General features: G+C 41.8%; 15 protein-coding genes and 1 pseudogene. 11 read left to right on the plus strand and 5 right to left on the minus strand.

The features are described from left to right. Nucleotides 1-448 precede the first annotated feature (448 nt). From AB6F11_RS00135 to AB6F11_RS00160, 6 genes are all read left to right on the plus strand, one after another. Nucleotides 449-1,555 carry an SAVED domain-containing protein gene (locus AB6F11_RS00135; RefSeq protein ID WP_086774682.1) on the plus strand — a complete coding sequence of 369 codons (1,107 nt, stop codon included), beginning with the start codon at nucleotides 449-451 and terminating at the stop codon, nucleotides 1,553-1,555. Nucleotides 1,556-1,564: 9 nt separating this feature from the next. Next, nucleotides 1,565-2,929: an SMODS domain-containing nucleotidyltransferase gene (locus tag AB6F11_RS00140; protein WP_136999091.1), complete on the plus strand. Its 1,365-nt coding sequence runs from the start codon at nucleotides 1,565-1,567 to the stop codon at nucleotides 2,927-2,929. A 315-nt stretch (nucleotides 2,930-3,244) separates the two neighbouring features. Then, a complete protein-coding gene (locus tag AB6F11_RS00145; RefSeq protein WP_136999092.1) occupies nucleotides 3,245-4,831 on the plus strand; it encodes an SAVED domain-containing protein in 1,587 nt (528 codons plus the stop codon). Nucleotides 4,832-5,132: 301 nt separating this feature from the next. Beyond that, on the plus strand, nucleotides 5,133-6,371 hold the full coding sequence (locus AB6F11_RS00150) for a nucleotidyltransferase (RefSeq protein WP_136999093.1): 1,239 nt from the start codon (nucleotides 5,133-5,135) through the stop codon (nucleotides 6,369-6,371). Beyond that, entirely contained in the window at nucleotides 6,371-8,119 is a 1,749-nt protein-coding gene (locus AB6F11_RS00155) for a ThiF family adenylyltransferase (RefSeq protein ID WP_206361197.1), read from the plus strand. Before AB6F11_RS00150 ends, AB6F11_RS00155 begins: the two co-directional genes overlap by 1 nt. Next, nucleotides 8,097-8,561 carry a Mov34/MPN/PAD-1 family protein gene (locus AB6F11_RS00160; RefSeq protein WP_136999095.1) on the plus strand — a complete coding sequence of 155 codons (465 nt, stop codon included), beginning with the start codon at nucleotides 8,097-8,099 and terminating at the stop codon, nucleotides 8,559-8,561. The genes AB6F11_RS00155 and AB6F11_RS00160 overlap by 23 nt, the downstream gene beginning before the upstream one ends. Before the next feature lie 84 nt (nucleotides 8,562-8,645). Here AB6F11_RS00160 and AB6F11_RS00165 read toward each other — a convergent pair whose 3' ends face one another. Both AB6F11_RS00165 and AB6F11_RS00170 read right to left on the minus strand, forming a co-directional pair. Continuing rightward, nucleotides 8,646-9,248, minus strand: a complete 603-nt coding sequence (locus AB6F11_RS00165) for a hypothetical protein (RefSeq protein WP_086774688.1) — start codon at nucleotides 9,246-9,248, stop codon at nucleotides 8,646-8,648. After that, on the minus strand, nucleotides 9,248-9,679 hold the full coding sequence (locus AB6F11_RS00170; protein WP_086774689.1) for a diadenylate cyclase: 432 nt from the start codon (nucleotides 9,677-9,679) through the stop codon (nucleotides 9,248-9,250). Before AB6F11_RS00170 ends, AB6F11_RS00165 begins: the two co-directional genes overlap by 1 nt. A gap of 520 nt (nucleotides 9,680-10,199) precedes the next feature. On the opposite strand from AB6F11_RS00170, the pseudogene AB6F11_RS00175 reads away from it, so the two are divergent. Then, a pseudogene (locus tag AB6F11_RS00175) lies at nucleotides 10,200-10,343 on the plus strand (thioredoxin-dependent thiol peroxidase); the annotation flags it as partial. A 148-nt stretch (nucleotides 10,344-10,491) separates the two neighbouring features. Here AB6F11_RS00175 and AB6F11_RS00180 read toward each other — a convergent pair. Together AB6F11_RS00180 and AB6F11_RS00185 are read right to left on the minus strand one after the other, a co-directional pair. After that, nucleotides 10,492-11,568, minus strand: a complete 1,077-nt coding sequence (locus tag AB6F11_RS00180; protein ID WP_017063383.1) for an AI-2E family transporter — start codon at nucleotides 11,566-11,568, stop codon at nucleotides 10,492-10,494. Further along, nucleotides 11,561-11,800 carry a sulfurtransferase TusA family protein gene (locus AB6F11_RS00185; protein ID WP_017060709.1) on the minus strand — a complete coding sequence of 80 codons (240 nt, stop codon included), beginning with the start codon at nucleotides 11,798-11,800 and terminating at the stop codon, nucleotides 11,561-11,563. Before AB6F11_RS00185 ends, AB6F11_RS00180 begins: the two co-directional genes overlap by 8 nt. A gap of 178 nt (nucleotides 11,801-11,978) precedes the next feature. Here AB6F11_RS00185 and AB6F11_RS00190 point away from each other — a divergent pair, with 178 nt between their 5' ends. The 4 genes from AB6F11_RS00190 to AB6F11_RS00205 all read left to right on the plus strand — a co-directional run bounded on the left by AB6F11_RS00190 (nucleotide 11,979) and on the right by AB6F11_RS00205 (nucleotide 14,940). Further along, a complete protein-coding gene (locus tag AB6F11_RS00190; protein WP_102394432.1) occupies nucleotides 11,979-13,433 on the plus strand; it encodes a M48 family metallopeptidase in 1,455 nt (484 codons plus the stop codon). 122 nt (nucleotides 13,434-13,555) lie between these two features. After that, nucleotides 13,556-13,906, plus strand: coding sequence for an arsenate reductase (glutaredoxin) (gene arsC / locus AB6F11_RS00195; RefSeq protein ID WP_017060711.1), 351 nt, complete (start codon nucleotides 13,556-13,558; stop codon nucleotides 13,904-13,906). A 6-nt stretch (nucleotides 13,907-13,912) separates the two neighbouring features. Next, nucleotides 13,913-14,506, plus strand: a complete 594-nt coding sequence (gene wrbA / locus AB6F11_RS00200) for an NAD(P)H:quinone oxidoreductase (protein ID WP_017066556.1) — start codon at nucleotides 13,913-13,915, stop codon at nucleotides 14,504-14,506. Then, entirely contained in the window at nucleotides 14,503-14,940 is a 438-nt protein-coding gene (locus tag AB6F11_RS00205; protein ID WP_017060713.1) for a DUF2069 domain-containing protein, read from the plus strand. Before wrbA ends, AB6F11_RS00205 begins: the two co-directional genes overlap by 4 nt. Nucleotides 14,941-15,050: 110 nt before the next feature. Here AB6F11_RS00205 and AB6F11_RS00210 read toward each other — a convergent pair whose 3' ends face one another. Then, the gene (locus AB6F11_RS00210) at nucleotides 15,051-16,310 is read right to left on the minus strand and encodes a DUF2066 domain-containing protein (RefSeq protein WP_102394431.1); all 1,260 of its coding nucleotides are present in this window, start codon (nucleotides 16,308-16,310) and stop codon (nucleotides 15,051-15,053) included. Nucleotides 16,311-16,452: the final 142 nt, after the last annotated feature.

Below are 16,452 nucleotides of genomic sequence, written 5' to 3' on the forward strand. Positions count from 1 at the left end.
TTAACTCATTTACCCTTGTAAGTTGAACATGTTCTGTGTTGCTGCCTCACACAGTTAGTACCGTTATCAGAACGCAGCGTGAGAATAGGTTTGGCCTAACTGATCTTATCCTAACACACCTTAACTCACAGAAATCAAAACTCGTTTATGTCCAAAACCTTCACAGACTGAATTTTTACCCGTGGCACTTTCTAACTCCAAAGTGCCCCAAAGTTGTTTAGATCTTTTACTCATTCACACCCTGTTCAGGGCTTTTGCAATACTAAAAATCATCCCTTCTTCTCATGCTGTTCGCTGTTAATCCCCGAGATGTAATATGGGGGTGAAAGTCTGTACAAACGAATAGATAACCAAATATGAATAGGCATTTACATACACATATATCAATGTGCAATAAATACCTTATAGGTTAGAATCAATTACTTTCTAGATATATAGGACTTGAAGTTTGAAATGGATAGATCAACTACTTGATTTTGGTTACGTAATTTTTCAGCGCCGACTTTCAGGCTCGCGCTATCTTATGAGCTTAGGCATAAAGCTCTTTACTCTTACGGCAATTGGCTCACTTGCAATTCAGTTTAGCAATGGTGAATACTCATTCGTCATTGATACAGCGTCTGACTCAACATATGAAATTGCGACGTTGGTAGGTGTTTATGTCTCAATAGTAATGATCGTCGTAGGATTCTTCTTTGAAGTTTACTCAATGCTATTTGGTGAGTCAGCCTCAAAGAACAGAGCAAAGAGTATCGATTTAAGAAGCTTAGATGGGGCTGCCGCTCCAACCCTGTGCAGCAGTTTTAGTTCCACAATCGAACCAGCCGGGTTACATGATGACCTTTTCATGTGGAAATCTAGAAAGCAGACTCTTGAGGACTGGTTAAAAGAATCATGCGCCAAACTTCAGAAGTTTTACGACGAATCACTTCAGAAATTAAATGGCTTTGAACCAAACAAGCCACTCGCTTTAGGAGCTATAGCTCATGTTCCGCATTGCTTTACTTTAGGTTACTTGGTTGGAAATAAGCGTTTGGTAAATTACTACTGCTGGAACCGTGACAACAAGAAGCAGCACAAGGAACGATGGTTAGACTGTCGAGATGCTAGAAGTCGAGGTCAAAAATTAGAGTGCTCAGAAATTATGGAAAAGCCGGAGGTTCTAGATTCTCAGGTAACAAAGCTAGGCATTTCGATAGAAGTCTCTTTTGATAATGACTTAAAGACCTTTCTTGAAAGTCTAGAGTTAGATCGCGCTATTGCTTATAGAGTTGAAAGTAGAAACGTTGGAAATATGTTCTCAGATGTAGAGCAATCAAACTTTGTTGCCTCCCTTAGAACCGAAATAAATAACACCCTTCTTAAGAAGTACCCCTACGTTACTGAAGTTCATTTGACCCTTATGGCTCAAGCCTCGCTAATCATGCGCATAGGGGCGGAGTTTAATCAAAATCACCTTAGTCAGCAGATAAACGTACACCACTTTGATGGTGCTGGTTACCCTTGGTCATTACAAATAAACAAAGACCAAGAAATTAGTTATTTAATTAAGTAAGGAAACCATGTGAGACATCAAAAAATATTTACTGAATTCCTAACAGAAGTGGTCAATCTCAATCAAGCTCGAATTAACAAGGTTACTACCACTTCAGCGTCTGTTGAGAAGTATGTAAAAGATCACGACGATTTTAAAGGGATTTTTAGGAACACCTCGCCTCAGGGGTCATACGGACATAGGACGATTATCAAGCCAGTTAAAAACAAAGAGTTTGACGCTGATATAGTCTTCTTTATGGACGAAAATGATAATTGGGAGCCTAAAGACTACATAACAAAACTTCATCAGGCTTTTAAGGGGTCAAGTATCTATAAAGATATGGTTCACTATAACACTCGTTGTGTTTATCTTGATTATTCAGGTGATTTTCATATCGATGTTGTTCCATGTATTGTACGAGTAACAGAAACCGTTTTAGGTAATCATACACAATATTTGATTGCGAATAGACACACCAATGAGTTTGAGCTTACTGACCCTGAATCATACAAGAAGTGGGTCGCCGACAAGAATTCAGTAGTAGGTAACAACAACCTCATTAAATGTATTCGCCTTATCAAGTATCTTCGTGACATAAAAACTACGTTTTCATGTAAATCAATACTTTTAACCACTTTGATTTGTAATATGGTTCAAGACTACGAACCTAATAGTGAGCTCTTCAAAGATATTGCTACCACCTTAAAGACAATTTTTACCCGTTTGGATGATTATTTAAGTTTTTACGATTCAATGCCAGAAATAGTCAATCCAGTACGAACCGAAGAAACGTTTACTCGTCACTGGAATGAAGAAAAGTATACGATTTTCAAAACAAAGATCGGCGATTATAGAACTTGGATAGAAGATGCATTTGATGAAACAGATCGAACTGAATCTATTAAAAAATGGCGCCGTGTGTTCGGAGATAGCTTTCATTCTGTTACCAAGAAATCTGCCACAGCAGCTACCTATGATGAAATCTTGGGCGAAGCAAGTCAACCTAACTTCCCTATTCCTCCTTACTGCGCGCGTCATAGATGGGAAGAAGTGGAGAGCGTTGGTAGTGTCAACTTAGATGTTGAGTATCGTAATAAAAATGGCGTCAATCCGTTCGCTAGAGCTGTCCAACAAATTATTTTTGGCAAGAACTATTCGCTTAAGTTCACGGTTACAGATGATATTCCTCCCAACTCAGACGTATATTGGCAAATTACTAACACTGGAGAAGAAGCGGGTAGATTAGGTCAATTACGAGGTGGGTTTGAAATCGGTGGAAAAATCAAAGAAGAAACAACCTCTTATAAAGGGAATCACTTCGTAGAGGCATTTGTTGTTAAAGACGAGGTGCTTTTAGCAAGAAGTGGTAAGCTCGTCATCCCTATCAATTGATAGATATAAGGCTCGCATTAGCGAGCCTTTTCCTTCTTGAACTTGACCAATTCACCGCCAGCCACTCACGTTGACTCCATTTCTTTTCTCCTAAAAGTGGACATTTCTATCGGGGATTGACAGTACGAAAGCGTTTTAACTGGAAATATTTGTTACTTTTAGTAACCCTCGTTACCTCTGTTTGACCAAATCTAACTAATACCACATTATGAGCTTGGTTGATTATTGTTCTTACTTGTCTGCAACCGAAAGGAAGAAATTGGGTCAGAGTCAGTTAATAATGAGTAGCAGTTAAATGATGGAAAAGGATTACAAGTGCAAAACGAACTGAAGGTACTTAAAGGTCATCCGTCAGGTTTATCTGACGCAGAATTGGCAGAATGGCTTTCTTTATGCCTCTCAAATGGAAAACTAATAGTTTATGCTTATGCCAAACATATCTTCAAGGTCTATGAACAGGGTGAAAAACCGTCGCAGTTAATGGTAGGTGATTTAGGTACGGAAGCTGTGTCCGTTCTCAAGGTGCTGTCTAAGAAGAACATGCTTAAACGTATAGAGCTTCCTTATGACGTATTAGTAGAAAGTAAGACCTCACAATTTGACTGGACGTTGCTAGAAGCAAAAGTCAAAGATATTACCGCCCTAAAGAAAGCAAGGGATGTACTATTTGGCCAAGGTCGAGGTAAAGCAATATCACCCCTTACAGCTTCTAAGGTATGGCATGATGCTGGAGGAAGGTGTATGTACCGGGGGTGTGGTCAAGATCTTGGCTCTACTCCTTTAACAACAAAAAATGCAAGGGTTGCATATTTGGCTCACATTGTAGCTTCCGATCCAGATGGACCTAGAGGGAATGAGAGCTCTCATGCACTATCAGACTCTCCAGACAACATCATGCTTATGTGTGACGGTCACCATAGACTTATAGATAGGATAGATGTAGCTGGACATTCAGCATCCGATTTACAACATATGCGCGATGAACATACTGCCCGAGTTAATTTGTTATTGGGTAGTTTGCAGTATCCCACCGTACAACTCATAACTCTACTCGCTGACTTAGCTCAAGTACCAACAAATGTATCCAAAACAGAACTTTGCAGTTCTGCACTTAGCCGAAATCTTGGTCCACTCCCAGAAATCAAACACATGCTCCGAAGAACACAGCGAGATGACCGAGGACGTTTTGGGTTTTGGGGGCATTTTCTTCATGAACATGAGTCAGATATACGAGAATTAATTAGCTTCACAAGTAACAAACCATCTCAGAAATCATCTATGACACCTGAATCTCTAGGAATTTTCCCGTTGCATTTGGTTCCAGTACTAGTTCTAGCTGGAAGGATTATCGGTGAAGCTAGGCATGTAGAAATTTTCCAATATGATCGAATCGCAAAAACTTGGCGTTGGCCAAAGGAATCTCCGATCTTAACCTCGCAGTTTAATATCTCGTATGAAGTAGGTGACGATTCTGACCAGGAAGAAGCAATCCTTTCTTTCGAACTCACAGCAAAGTTAGATACCAATGCTCTTCCCGAAGAATTGGCTAAAAAAGTTAGAGATAAGAAAATAGGCTGGATTAGAATCACTAATACTGACCCCGACCCTAACTGCATTAACTCAAAAGAACAATTAGATAATTTTTCAGTTCTTGCTAGGCAAGCCATAAGGACAATTCAAGATTCATGGCGCTCTAAGGTGATACATGTTTTCGGTATCTCCCCAGCCAGTACACTTTTCAAATTTGGCCAAATGTTACAAGCAGGGAATCATTCAGTATGCAGACTTTACGATAGACCTGATGGTTCAAATATTTTCGTCCCCGCTTTAGATATAACTGGCAATGATGTTAGGTCAGTCGGTGCTAACTCCGATCAGCAACATCAAATAAGTCTCAGATAAAGGATATTAAAGTAACAATTACACAAATTTCAGGACAATCTCGATTTATACAGTGTAGATTTTCAATTACAGCCTATTTTTGTGGCATACCAGATAGACTCCAGCCAGAGCATGTATTCCCATATGTTACGAATACACCTTTTAAATATGTCGTTGTAAAAATGGCGGTTGCAAATTGTACATGATTGATTCTAAGGAGTATTCTAGCTATGCAACTTTTGGCATTTATACAACATCAACGTTCAAAAGCTGCATTATTGAAGTAACGGAATGATGTTCCCATAAGGCAGGAGAAGGTTGTATGTCTGTATCAGTTACAAAGCAAGCGGATACTTATCTAGAGGCTTTGGCCAAAGCATTAGAGATCCCACAGTCTAGATATGAGCAGGCTGAGAAAAGCTATAAGTCTGTAGGGGAATGGCTTCATAGAGATGAGTCAACGGTAAAAGATTACTCTCCTGACGTGTATGTACAAGGCTCTTTTCGTCTAGGATTAGTCATTAAACCTTTGTCAGCACAGGAAGAATACGATATTGATTGTGCGTGCTCTTTGACTTATCTCGATAAGTCGTCTCTCTCGCAACAAGATTTAAAAGTGCTCATGGGGGATGAACTAGAGTTATATCGCAAAAGCAAGGGTATCAAAAAGCCAGTCGCTGAGCAGAGGCGCTGTTGGAGGCTAGAATATGCTGACGGCGCGCAATTCCACATGGATGTCGTTCCCTGTATCCCAAACGCTGAACAACAACGTCTTCTACTAGAACAGAAGAACTTTGATACTAAATTTGCTGAGACGGCAATAGCTATAACAGATAATGAAGTACTACCTCAGTACTATCAAATTACATCAGACTGGCCGAGATCGAACCCTCGTGGATATGCTGAATGGTTTAAATTTCGAATGGGTGAGAACTTTGAAAGAAAACGCCGCGAAATACTGAAAGAAATGGAAACTAAAGGTATACAAGCCAGTATTGAAGACATCCCGAGTTATCGCGTCAGAACACCCTTGCAATCAGCGATAATGATACTTAAACGTCATCGTGACATGATGTTTGAAGGTAATTCAAAAGATAAACCCATATCAATAATTCTTACAACGCTATCTGCTCATGCATATCAAGGTGAAGATAATATAGGTTCGGCGCTGCTCTCCATATTATTCAAGATGGAGGAAGGAATACACTATGATGGACAGAAGTATGTAATCAACAATCCAACAGATGCCATGGAGAACTTTGCCGATAAATGGGAAACATATCCTGAACGCGCTGAAGCCTTTTTCTCCTGGCTTAGTCAGGCTCGAGAAGATTTTTACTCAGCAGCACAACAAGCTGAACACCGCCGAATGTCGGGTATCCTGGAAAGCAGAATCGGTCAGAATGTAACGAATCTGGTTCACCAAGATCTATTAAGTTTAACAAAATCTGGAGCCTCTAGTTTGTTGTCTGCTGCGACGGCAGCATCAACCTTAGCAACCCCAAACATTGCATTTGGTGATGTTGCAAGAAAACCTAAGAAGCCGGATGGATTTGCGTGATGTGGTGGATTCTTCAAAAAGAAAGGTTTTCTTTAGAAAGAGCGGCTGTATCGGAGCTTGAGTCTAAAATAGGCTGGTTAGAAGTAGGCAAGTGGCAGGCTGATCCAGATAATGAATTGGCAATGTGTTTGACATTTCATGTATTTCATCTAAATACAACTTATCACTTTAAGATGGTGTACCCGAGCGTATTCCCTGATTCACCACCAATGATCTATACAGAAGATAAAACGAGGGTCTCTTTGCATCAGTATGGGCCGAACGGTGAACTATGTTTAGAGCATAGGCCTGATAATTGGCAATCGTCAATAAGTGGCTCAGATATGATTGAAAGTGTTTACCGACTACTTTTAGAAGAGCAGGGAGAAGAAGGGTATATGGCGCATGCACAATCAGCACATATACCTTCCTTAGGGCGTGATACGCGCATCAAAACTTGTCGTTTTTTGCTTGCTGAAGGAGACCTAAATGCACTCAAAGCGCTCACAGAGAGAAAAACAGAAAGAGCTTGGATCAGAGAACGTAAGGTGGGCGGGGTCTTCATTAGTTCTCTTTTAAAGGTGGGAGACAAAGATAATCCAATTTGGACAAGCAATCTCAACTTACCTGACGGTAATAGAGAAGAACAAGCCTTCGTAGTACGTTTTTCTGGTGCAGAAATATCAGAACAACCAGAAGTATCTGATTTAAAAAAATTACTTGAAACATCAGAAATGCTAGAGCTGTATCATGAAGTTCTACAAACAGATTCAATTGCAAACTTGATTATGGGGGATAAAGATAATTGGGTTTTATTGACTCTCTTTGGTTCTATCGATGAACGAAAATTAATACGTTACACGACGATTAAAATACCGGAGCACAAAAATAGATTACCTGATCAATTTTTATCATTGAGCGATAAAAAAGTAGGACTAGTTGGGTGTGGCTCTGTTGGTTCCAAAGTTGCCGCAAGTTTGTGTAGATCTGGGGTAGGAAATTTTTTGCTCATTGATGAAGACATTTTTTTTCCTGACAACATTGTTAGAAATGACTTAGATCTCAACTATGTTGGAGCTCATAAAGCACCTGCATTACAACAGCGATTACAAAACATTAACCCTCGCGTTGATACACAGATCCTTAGATTATCGTTAGGTGGACAAGAAAGCTCTAGTTCAATGTCTGGGGCGTTAGAATCACTCGGTAATTGCGATCTCATTATAGATGCTACAGCAGAGCCTTTAGCATTCAACTGGATTGCGTCTGTTTCAGTGCGCAAGAAAAAACCAATGATCTGGGTTGAAGTTTTTGGTGGTGGAATTGGCGGCCTTGTGGCAAGGTCAAGACCTGAGCTAGACCCTGTCCCACTGTCTGCGAGAGCTCAAATATATAATTGGTGCGAAGGACAAGGTGTAGAGTTCTTGCATAGCACAAAAGCAAATGACTATAGTGCTCAAATGGATGACGATACACCGTTAATAGCAAATGATGCTGAAGTCTCCATTATGAGTGCTCATGCTACTCAGTTCGCAACCGATATTCTAGCTCGACCTGAAGCTAGTATATTCCCTTATTCTGCGTATATCGTTGGTATGTCGTCAGAATGGCTTTTTCAACAGCCTTTTGATACTCGCCCTATCGACCTGCTACCAGAAGGCAAGTGGGGAGAAACTGCTGAACATATTGATTCAGAAGAGATTATCCAAATATTGCAAGCTTACCTGCCACCTAAGGGCCAATTAGATGCAAATAATTCTTCCGAATAGTGTTTTGAAAAAGCTTCGGCTTCATATGTTAAAGGCTGGCAAGCGTGAAATAGGTGGAATGCTTATGGGGGAAGACTTAGGCGAACAGGCCTTCCGGATCGTTGACTTTTCTGTTGATGTGAAAAGAGGGACGACTTCTAGCTTTTTCAGAGATTCTGATGAACACGATTTGGCATTGCAGAAGTTTTATGAAGAAACAGGCTCTGATTACAAACGCTTCAATTATTTAGGAGAGTGGCACACACACCCAAGTTTCTCAGTTGATCCTAGTATCAATGACATCAATGCTATGCAAGGTATAGTTAATGGTGGTGAAAACGTAGATTTTGCGTTTTTATTTATTTCTAGGTTACGTTGGTTTTGGCAGTTCGAGTGTAGTGCTTACCTGTTTATTCGAGGTCATCAACCAATTCAAGTAGAGGTTATTATTGAGAAAAAATAAAGGCATATTACTTTGATAGTTAATTGTCGAGCTTTTATGCTATTTATCACTATTAGCAAGGTAGAGTTAACTTTCGGTATGATTTTAATCAGAATGGCTAACACGTTTTAACACATAGTAACCGACGGTTTTTCGACTAGTAAAATAATTCCCTTGAAGTAATCCATCATCATCCAGACCTAGCTTAAGAATAGCTGTACCCTTATATGGTTGTTGAGGCTGTGAGTGTGATTTGTGTTTTGGGGTGGTTAAAAAAACATAATATAGTTCTGATCTCCCAGTTTCTGCATCTTTTTTAGGCTTAGCCAGTAAAGTTTGAGAGTCAGAATCTTCAGCCTCTACATCCATACCGATATTCAGAAAACTTTGTTTAATCACAGCTCTGCCTTGCGATGTACCTTGCTTTCCTTCCCACTCCCAATGGATCGTCATATCCCATGTCCCGTTTAAGTTGGGGAATAAAAGTCTGTTTAGGATAGGGTATTTCCCCCAAATTCTCTCCCAGCCATAATAAAATAGAATGGCGAGTAGACCATTTAAAACAGCTGAACCGCTAGCTCCTATTGATACAGCTGACAAGAACGATGTACTTTCGTCATACACAGCCCAGAGGATTAGACAGCTAACGACTGCGTATACGACAGCAATGAGGGTAATAACTCTACCTATTGGAATAAGGCTAATCATTATGCTTTCTCAAAATATACTTCTTTGCCACCTACAAAGATAGAAAGGCCATGTCTTTCACTGATAACCCCGGTCATTATTACATCAGGAATTGCTGAGCCGAAAAGAGCAGCTACGAAACGCCCACCTACTGGGCGAACAGTATCGATGTTCAATTCTTTAATAATCGGTGGAGAGAAATACTGAGCGACATGCGTAATTTCTCCTTTTCTATTTAGAATATGAAACCCATCATGATATTTGCTTCTATAGCTAGAAAGCTCTGCCAAAATCTCAACCACCGAACCGGATAACTTTGGTGATGTATCTCGTAGACTTACTATTGGTAAACTCGCAGGAGAATCAGACACAATAACACCAACTCCAGAGAAATCGGAGCAAGCATCGGCCTTAATCTTATACATTAAATCTCTAAAATCGCTTTGTGTCATAATAGCTTCTATACTAGAGCGCTGAGTACTAGGAGCGCCCGAGGTACTTCTTCGATACTTTATGGAGATAATACAGGAAACTCGTACCAAATTTCACACACTAAAATCAGAGATATCAAATTCTTTTCAGCATGATATCAGTAACTGTAGTGAATAAGGGAACTTGGCCTGTCACATGTAGGCTGGTTACATAGTTGCAATACTAGAAGTAATCCGAAAAATCAGGGCTCTGTATGGTTCATTACTCAGAAATGTCCAAAAGCGAGTTGAGTGACAAGTGTACATGTGATCACCAAGTGATCCCATCGTAATGACTATCAACTTCAACTTATAGCAACGCCTTAGTTTTTATGACAAGTTTGCGCTTGGAAAAGCGTCAAAATCAGCCCGATTTACAAAAAATTATGACAACTACTATAATTGAGGTTCAAAAAGAGAAATTACCAAACTAACTCACTGTTAAATATAGAGTTTGTTAGAAATTGTCAAAAGTTGAGTCTAAAAAGATTTCCAAGGGTATGAACTCATGGGTAAAATCTACGACGGTCTGCACCGTATTAGCTTCCTAATTGATGAAGAAGGTCAGATTGAACATGTCTTCAACAAGTTCAAGACTAAGACTCACCACGAAGTGGTTCTAGATTACTTCAATCAAGAAGCTTAAGGGCGATTTGAGTGAGTTAATGACTTAGATTCATCACTTTCTAAGGCAATAGCAACACTCATTAAGCTAATTATTAAGCTAATTATTAAGCTAAGAGCAAAAAGGCCGAACATCATGGATGTTCGGCCTTTTTCTATAACAAGATCAATTACTTTTGATGTTCGGGGTCATCGTCTAATGCGTGACTCGGTAAGGCATTCCAAACCGCCTTAACTAACGTTGCCAACGGGATAGCAAAGAACACGCCCCAGAATCCCCACAGTCCACCAAACACTAACACGGCAACAATAATGGCCACTGGGTGCAGGTTCACCGCTTCAGAGAAAAGAACAGGAACGAGCACGTTACCATCTAGCGCTTGGATAATACCGTAAGCGAGAAGCAACCAGTAAAACTGAGGCTCTAATCCCCACTGGAACAGGCCTACAATCGCCACAGGAACAGTCACAGCTGCCGCGCCGATATAAGGGATCAGTACCGAGAAGCCAACCGCGACAGCCAACAAGACTGAATAACGCAGATCCAGAATCGCAAAGGTTACGTAGCTAACACCACCAACAATTAAAATCTCTAAGACTTTACCGCGAATGTAGTTCGAGATTTGCTGGTTCATCTCTTCCCATACTTTGGTCGCTAAACGACGATTTCGAGGAAGTACACCGCTCGCCATTCTGATCATCTCTTCTTTGTCTTTTAACAAGAAGAAAATAAGCAGTGGTACAAGAATCAAGTAAACCGCTAAGGTCGCTAAGCTCACAAGAGAAGCAAGAGAACCTTTGACAACACTTTCACCAAAACCTAACGCTTTGTTCTTGGCGTTAGACATAATGGACTCAACGATCTGCAGGTTAGCTAATTCTGGATAGCGTTCAGGAATCGTCGCAATGAAGTTTTGCAAGCTGCCATACATGCTTGGGATATCATTAATTAGATTGCCCACTTGTTGCCAAATGGTTGGTACCAAGCCAAAGATCGCAAGTAGCATCACGCTAAAGAACATCATGATCACCAACATCACCGAAGGCGTTCTTGGAACACCGAGTCTTTGAAGTTGGGTAACAGGCCACTCAAGCAAATAAGCCAACACAATTGCAACCAAGAGTGGCGCAATTAGGTGACCAAAGAAGTAGATCGTAATAAAGCCGAAGAGAATGATGGCAACCAAACTGACAGCATGGGGATCAGAGAAACGTCGTTTATACCAACGATTGACCATTTCAAGCATCTGACTGCAATTCCTTTTTAGTGACGAGGAGATGATGGTAATTAGAGCAAACCTCAGTGATGACGTCATAGGCTTGCTTAGACAAATAAGTAACAATATCTTTCATCGAACTGTTATCAGACACATAAATTGACAATGACTGCCCTACTTCTAACTTTACACTGTGACGCTTGGCTAATAATAGCGCCATTGGACAGCGCTCTTGGCGTAAATCTAGAATATTAGGTGTCATTCTTGAGCTCGATGCTTATTATAAGGGTCGTATTGTAATCTGTTTTTGAAAACGCGCCATCATTCATTCATCCTCCTTCATGATAGCGCACGCACTTGGCAAAGGTTAAATCAGATAAAGAACCAATTTCCATTGCACTTGTCTTACTGTCAGAAGAAACGGAGTATTACTGACTAATATGTTTAAACGCGCTCGCTCAATTGCTTGCTTATGCATCGCAGCTACATTAAGCACCCCAACTATGGCGAATACCAATAGTTTGGAGCTACCAGATATCGGTACCGCTGCTGGCGGCACACTCACTATCGACCAAGAGCTTATCTATGGTGATGCCTACATGCGCATCATCAGAAGTAGCCAGCCTATCGTAAACGACCCAGTTCTAAATCTATATATTGATACTCTTGGCCATCGTCTGGTCGCGAACGCAAATGATGTAAAGACACCTTTCCAGTTCTTTATGATCCGTGACCGCAACATCAACGCCTTTGCTTTCTTTGGTGGTTATGTTGCTTTGCACTCAGGTCTATTCCTGCATGCACAATCTGAAAGTGAATTAGCTTCTGTATTAGCGCACGAAATCGCGCACGTAACCCAACGTCACTTAGCGCGTAGTATGGAAGACCAAGCGCGCCGCTCTCCAGCAACCATTGCAGCGCTAGCAGCCTCTGTATTACTGGCAATTGCAGCTCCTGAAGCCGGCATTGCAGCCCTAACGGCAACGACTGCGGGTAATATGCAAAGCCAAATCAACTACACCCGTAGTAATGAAAAAGAAGCCGACCGCTTTGGTATCAACACGCTAGCAAAAGCTGGGTTTGATGTGAATGCGATGCCACGTTTCTTTGGCCGTTTAGCTGATGAATATCGCTATGCGAGCACACCACCGCCAATGCTACTGACTCACCCATTACCAGAAGACCGAATTACCGATTCACGTGCTCGTGCTCGTAGTTACCCGCCACTGAAACTGGCTCCCTCTCTGGACTACCACCTAGCAAGAGCCCGCATTGTTGCGCGCTATGCTGGCATTAATAATGATGCTGCTCTTGATTGGTTTGAGCGTCAGCTAAAGAAAGCCCCTAAAGCTTTGGTTCCGTCATTAGAATATGGCCAAGCACTGGTTTACCTAGACTCTAAAAAATTAGACAAAGCAGAGCCCATCCTGAACAAGCTGATTAACAGCGATCCAACCAACCTGTTTTATCTAGATGCTATTTCGGATCTGCACATCGAGAAGAAGCAGCCTGAGATTGCGATTAAAGAACTTAAATCGGCACTGGTTCGTCAACCAAACAACCCGGTTCTGACCATTAACTACGCCAACGCACTGATTGAAAATGAAGATCTTCAAGAAGCGGTTCGCGTATTGCAGCGTTACACGCACGATAACCCGAATGACACCAATGGCTGGTACTTACTTTCAAAAGTAAATACGAGCCTTGGTAATAGCGACGAAGAACTGGCTGCTCGTGCAGAAATTTTGGCACTGCAAGCCAACTGGAACAAAGCGATTCAGTACTACACGCAAGCAAGCCAAATCGCAGAATTAGGAAGCCTAAAACAAGCACGCTACGATGCTCGAATTGATCAGCTAATGATTCAACGAGAGCGCTTCTTGTCGCTACAATAGAGTGTTTACTGGTAACAGCTCGTTACCCGAATAAAAAGAAAGCTCAACGTTACACAAAAAAGAAGTCACCCCTGGTGGCTTCAGCTAAACAACTAAATCAAAAATAATAATGAGGAAGAACCATGTCTGTCGTGATTTATCATAACCCACGCTGCTCAAAGAGCCGTCAAACTCTAGAAGTGCTTCAGGAAAACGGCGTACAGCCAGAGGTCATCAAATACCTGGAGACTCCGTTAACAGTTGAACAGCTGAAAGTACTGTTCACTCAGCTTGGTTTTGACAGTGTTCGCGACATGATGCGCACCAAAGAAGCGGACTACAAAGAAGCAAACCTTGGCGATGCTTCAGTTACTGATGAAGATCTTTTCGCCGCGATGGCAACCAATCCAAAACTGTTTGAGCGCCCAGTCGTTGTCGCGAACAACAAAGCAAAAATTGGTCGTCCACCAGAGCAAGTGCTAGAGATTCTGTAATCCAATATGAGCATTAACATTCTTGTTCTTTACTACAGCCGCCACGGCAACACACAAGCTCTAGCAAGGCAGATTGCACGAGGGGTTGAGTCTATCCCAAACTGTGAAGCCATGTTAAGAACGGTGAACGACGTGTACACGGTAGAAGAGCAGCCTGATTCACGCTATCAACCAACCGATCCTATTGCCTCGTTACAAGAGCTTCGATCTTGTGATGGTTTGGCGCTAGGCAGTCCGGTTTGGTTTGGTAACATGGCCGGGCCAATGAAGCACTTTTGGGATAGCACGACATCAATGTGGATCAATGGTGATCTCATCGATAAGCCAGCTTGCGTATTTACCTCTTCTTCATCATTGCATGGTGGTCAAGAGACAACACAACAAAGCATGATGTTGCCCCTGCTTCATCACGGCATGTTAGTCGTGGGCATCCCCTACTCAGAACCGGCGCTGCACACCACTCAAACTGGTGGTACGCCTTATGGTGCAAGCAGTACTGGAGAGAGCGCTTCACTTAGCAAAGAAGAGATTGAGTTGGCGCAAAACCTAGGTAAACGCCTAGCGCGCATCGCAATAAATCAGAAGGGAATTTCTCAATGATGTATATGCCAGAGAAGGCTATGTCTCCCAAAACCAAGCTATTTCGCTACCTTGCTTTAGCGGGCAACTTGTCGCTTTTATTCTGGGTAGTGGCTTGGCAGATGACGCTTTCACCGCACCCTCATCTCAGTAATGTCACACTGGCGATTGCTTGGGCTATCCCGCTGTTATTGCCATTACCGGGCATTTTAGCAGGAAAACCTTATACGCACGCATGGGCAAATTTCGTCTTGATGCTCTATTTCCTACACGCATTAACTATCTTGTATGTAGACGATGGTGAACGTTTATTAGCGGCTGTAGAACTGCTTCTGACGACTCTAGGTTTCGCGGGCAATATCTTATTTACTCGCTTTAGAGCCAAAGAGTTAGGCATCAAGTTGAAGCGTCTTTCTGAAGTAGAAAAGAGAGAAAAAGCTAAGTTCGAGCAATAATATTGAGCCCATGCTTTTAAACTGACCGCTTACAAACAAAAAGCCCTGCGAGATTGCTCTTGCAGGGCTTTTTTCAAGTTTTCATTTCAATCAGTCATGTCAGCTGACAATTATGAGCGAACCCACTCGTATACCAAGCTTGGCTTAGCATGTACTGGCGCAGTGATGGTTAGATCTTCTGTACTAGAATCCTCTAACGTTGCGTCAGGCGTATTCGTTAGCTCAGCATCCTCAGATACCTCGTTGCCCTTAATCACTTGTACGCCTGAGTCAGTTTCGTCACCAACGACTTCAGCAGCGTCTGTTGAATCATCACCTACAGACATTGTGTTGTCTTGAGTTTCAAATTCAGGGCTCACTTCAGGCTCAATGTAAGATTCTTCAACCTTCGCAACTTGGCGAATACTTGCTACTTCTTGCTCAAACTCTTGTTGAGTCGACAATAAGTGAATTCGGAAAGTGACTTCGTTGTTCTGAATCTTCAGAATATCTAGGCTTGCCACCGAGTTTAGACGCTTAAGTGCGTTCTCTAACTGGAAGAAGTCTTGAGCATTATTCAGGCTAATAAACTGCGTTAAAATCGATTCTGATGACTCACTCGCTACCGTCACAGCACTTTTGCCTGCGTAGTAGTTACTGATTTGGTCAACTAACTTCTTAGAAGTCGTGTCGCTGTTACCCGATAGTGAACCACTTACAGGCGATGTTGGTGCACTCGTCAATTGACTTGGCTTTTGATCGTATAGAGCCCAACGTAGGCCTGAAGATTGAGTCTTTATCACCAACACAGCATCAACAGGATAACGCTGACTCGCTTTACTGATTGGCGTAACAAAGCTACCCCACAAATCAGAAGTCGCAATACCCGTAATATCGTCAAAGTCACCCACAGGCAGCGTTAGAGGCAAGCCACGCTCTTTTGCGTTCGCTTGTAAGCTAGCTGCTAACTGTGAGTTAGAGTGTTCCCATACGATGTTCTTGTCGTAGTTGTCCTCTTCCACAAGCCAAACAAGGATGTTTGAACGCGTGTCAGGCCAGTAAGGTAACTGTGCTTGAGTCAACAGAGAACGGATTTGAGCACCGTTAAAACGCATACGCAATGTTGATTGGTCATTGCTTTCGCCAAAACTCATTTGAGACATGTACTGCGAACTCTTGCGCATCGCCTTTTGAATCGTCTCATTCGAAGCGACATCAGTTTGGCCAGTCGCACGTATCAATACCTGCTCCATACCTGTATTTCTTGCCACTTGTTCTGGCTGTTTGTCTTCAGCGTTAATCGCAACTTCAGCACTAAAAATATCTACTTGAGTTAAGGCATAACTCGGAGAGGCTAATAGTCCCATCAACAACAATGCTTTGTAGCGCATACTGATCCTAATATTCAAATCTTGTGCCTAGATGATAAGCAACTATGGATTGAGGGGCAAGGTCGATAGCGCCCACTGTGTTTAATAACCACAAAATATCACCTGACCATGATAAATCGCTCACTTATAAACTGAATTTCTA

The organism is Vibrio sp. 10N.247.311.14 (genome assembly GCF_041467715.1).
GTDB classification, from domain to species: domain Bacteria; phylum Pseudomonadota; class Gammaproteobacteria; order Enterobacterales; family Vibrionaceae; genus Vibrio; species Vibrio crassostreae_C.

Excerpts from the sequence above, each read along its gene's own strand:
- wrbA (WP_017066556.1), top strand. The coding sequence starts at position 13,913 with ATGAGCATTAACATTCTTGTTCTTTACTACAGCCGCCACGGCAACACA.
- AB6F11_RS00170 (WP_086774689.1), bottom strand. The coding sequence starts at position 9,679 with ATGACACAAAGCGATTTTAGAGATTTAATGTATAAGATTAAGGCCGAT.
- AB6F11_RS00185 (WP_017060709.1), bottom strand. The coding sequence starts at position 11,800 with ATGACACCTAATATTCTAGATTTACGCCAAGAGCGCTGTCCAATGGCG.
- AB6F11_RS00155 (WP_206361197.1), top strand. The coding sequence starts at position 6,371 with ATGTGGTGGATTCTTCAAAAAGAAAGGTTTTCTTTAGAAAGAGCGGCT.
- AB6F11_RS00160 (WP_136999095.1), top strand. The coding sequence starts at position 8,097 with ATGCAAATAATTCTTCCGAATAGTGTTTTGAAAAAGCTTCGGCTTCAT.
- AB6F11_RS00165 (WP_086774688.1), bottom strand. The coding sequence starts at position 9,248 with ATGATTAGCCTTATTCCAATAGGTAGAGTTATTACCCTCATTGCTGTC.
- AB6F11_RS00150 (WP_136999093.1), top strand. The coding sequence starts at position 5,133 with ATGTCTGTATCAGTTACAAAGCAAGCGGATACTTATCTAGAGGCTTTG.
- arsC (WP_017060711.1), top strand. The coding sequence starts at position 13,556 with ATGTCTGTCGTGATTTATCATAACCCACGCTGCTCAAAGAGCCGTCAA.
- AB6F11_RS00180 (WP_017063383.1), bottom strand. The coding sequence starts at position 11,568 with ATGCTTGAAATGGTCAATCGTTGGTATAAACGACGTTTCTCTGATCCC.
- AB6F11_RS00190 (WP_102394432.1), top strand. The coding sequence starts at position 11,979 with ATGTTTAAACGCGCTCGCTCAATTGCTTGCTTATGCATCGCAGCTACA.
- AB6F11_RS00210 (WP_102394431.1), bottom strand. The coding sequence starts at position 16,310 with ATGCGCTACAAAGCATTGTTGTTGATGGGACTATTAGCCTCTCCGAGT.
- AB6F11_RS00205 (WP_017060713.1), top strand. The coding sequence starts at position 14,503 with ATGATGTATATGCCAGAGAAGGCTATGTCTCCCAAAACCAAGCTATTT.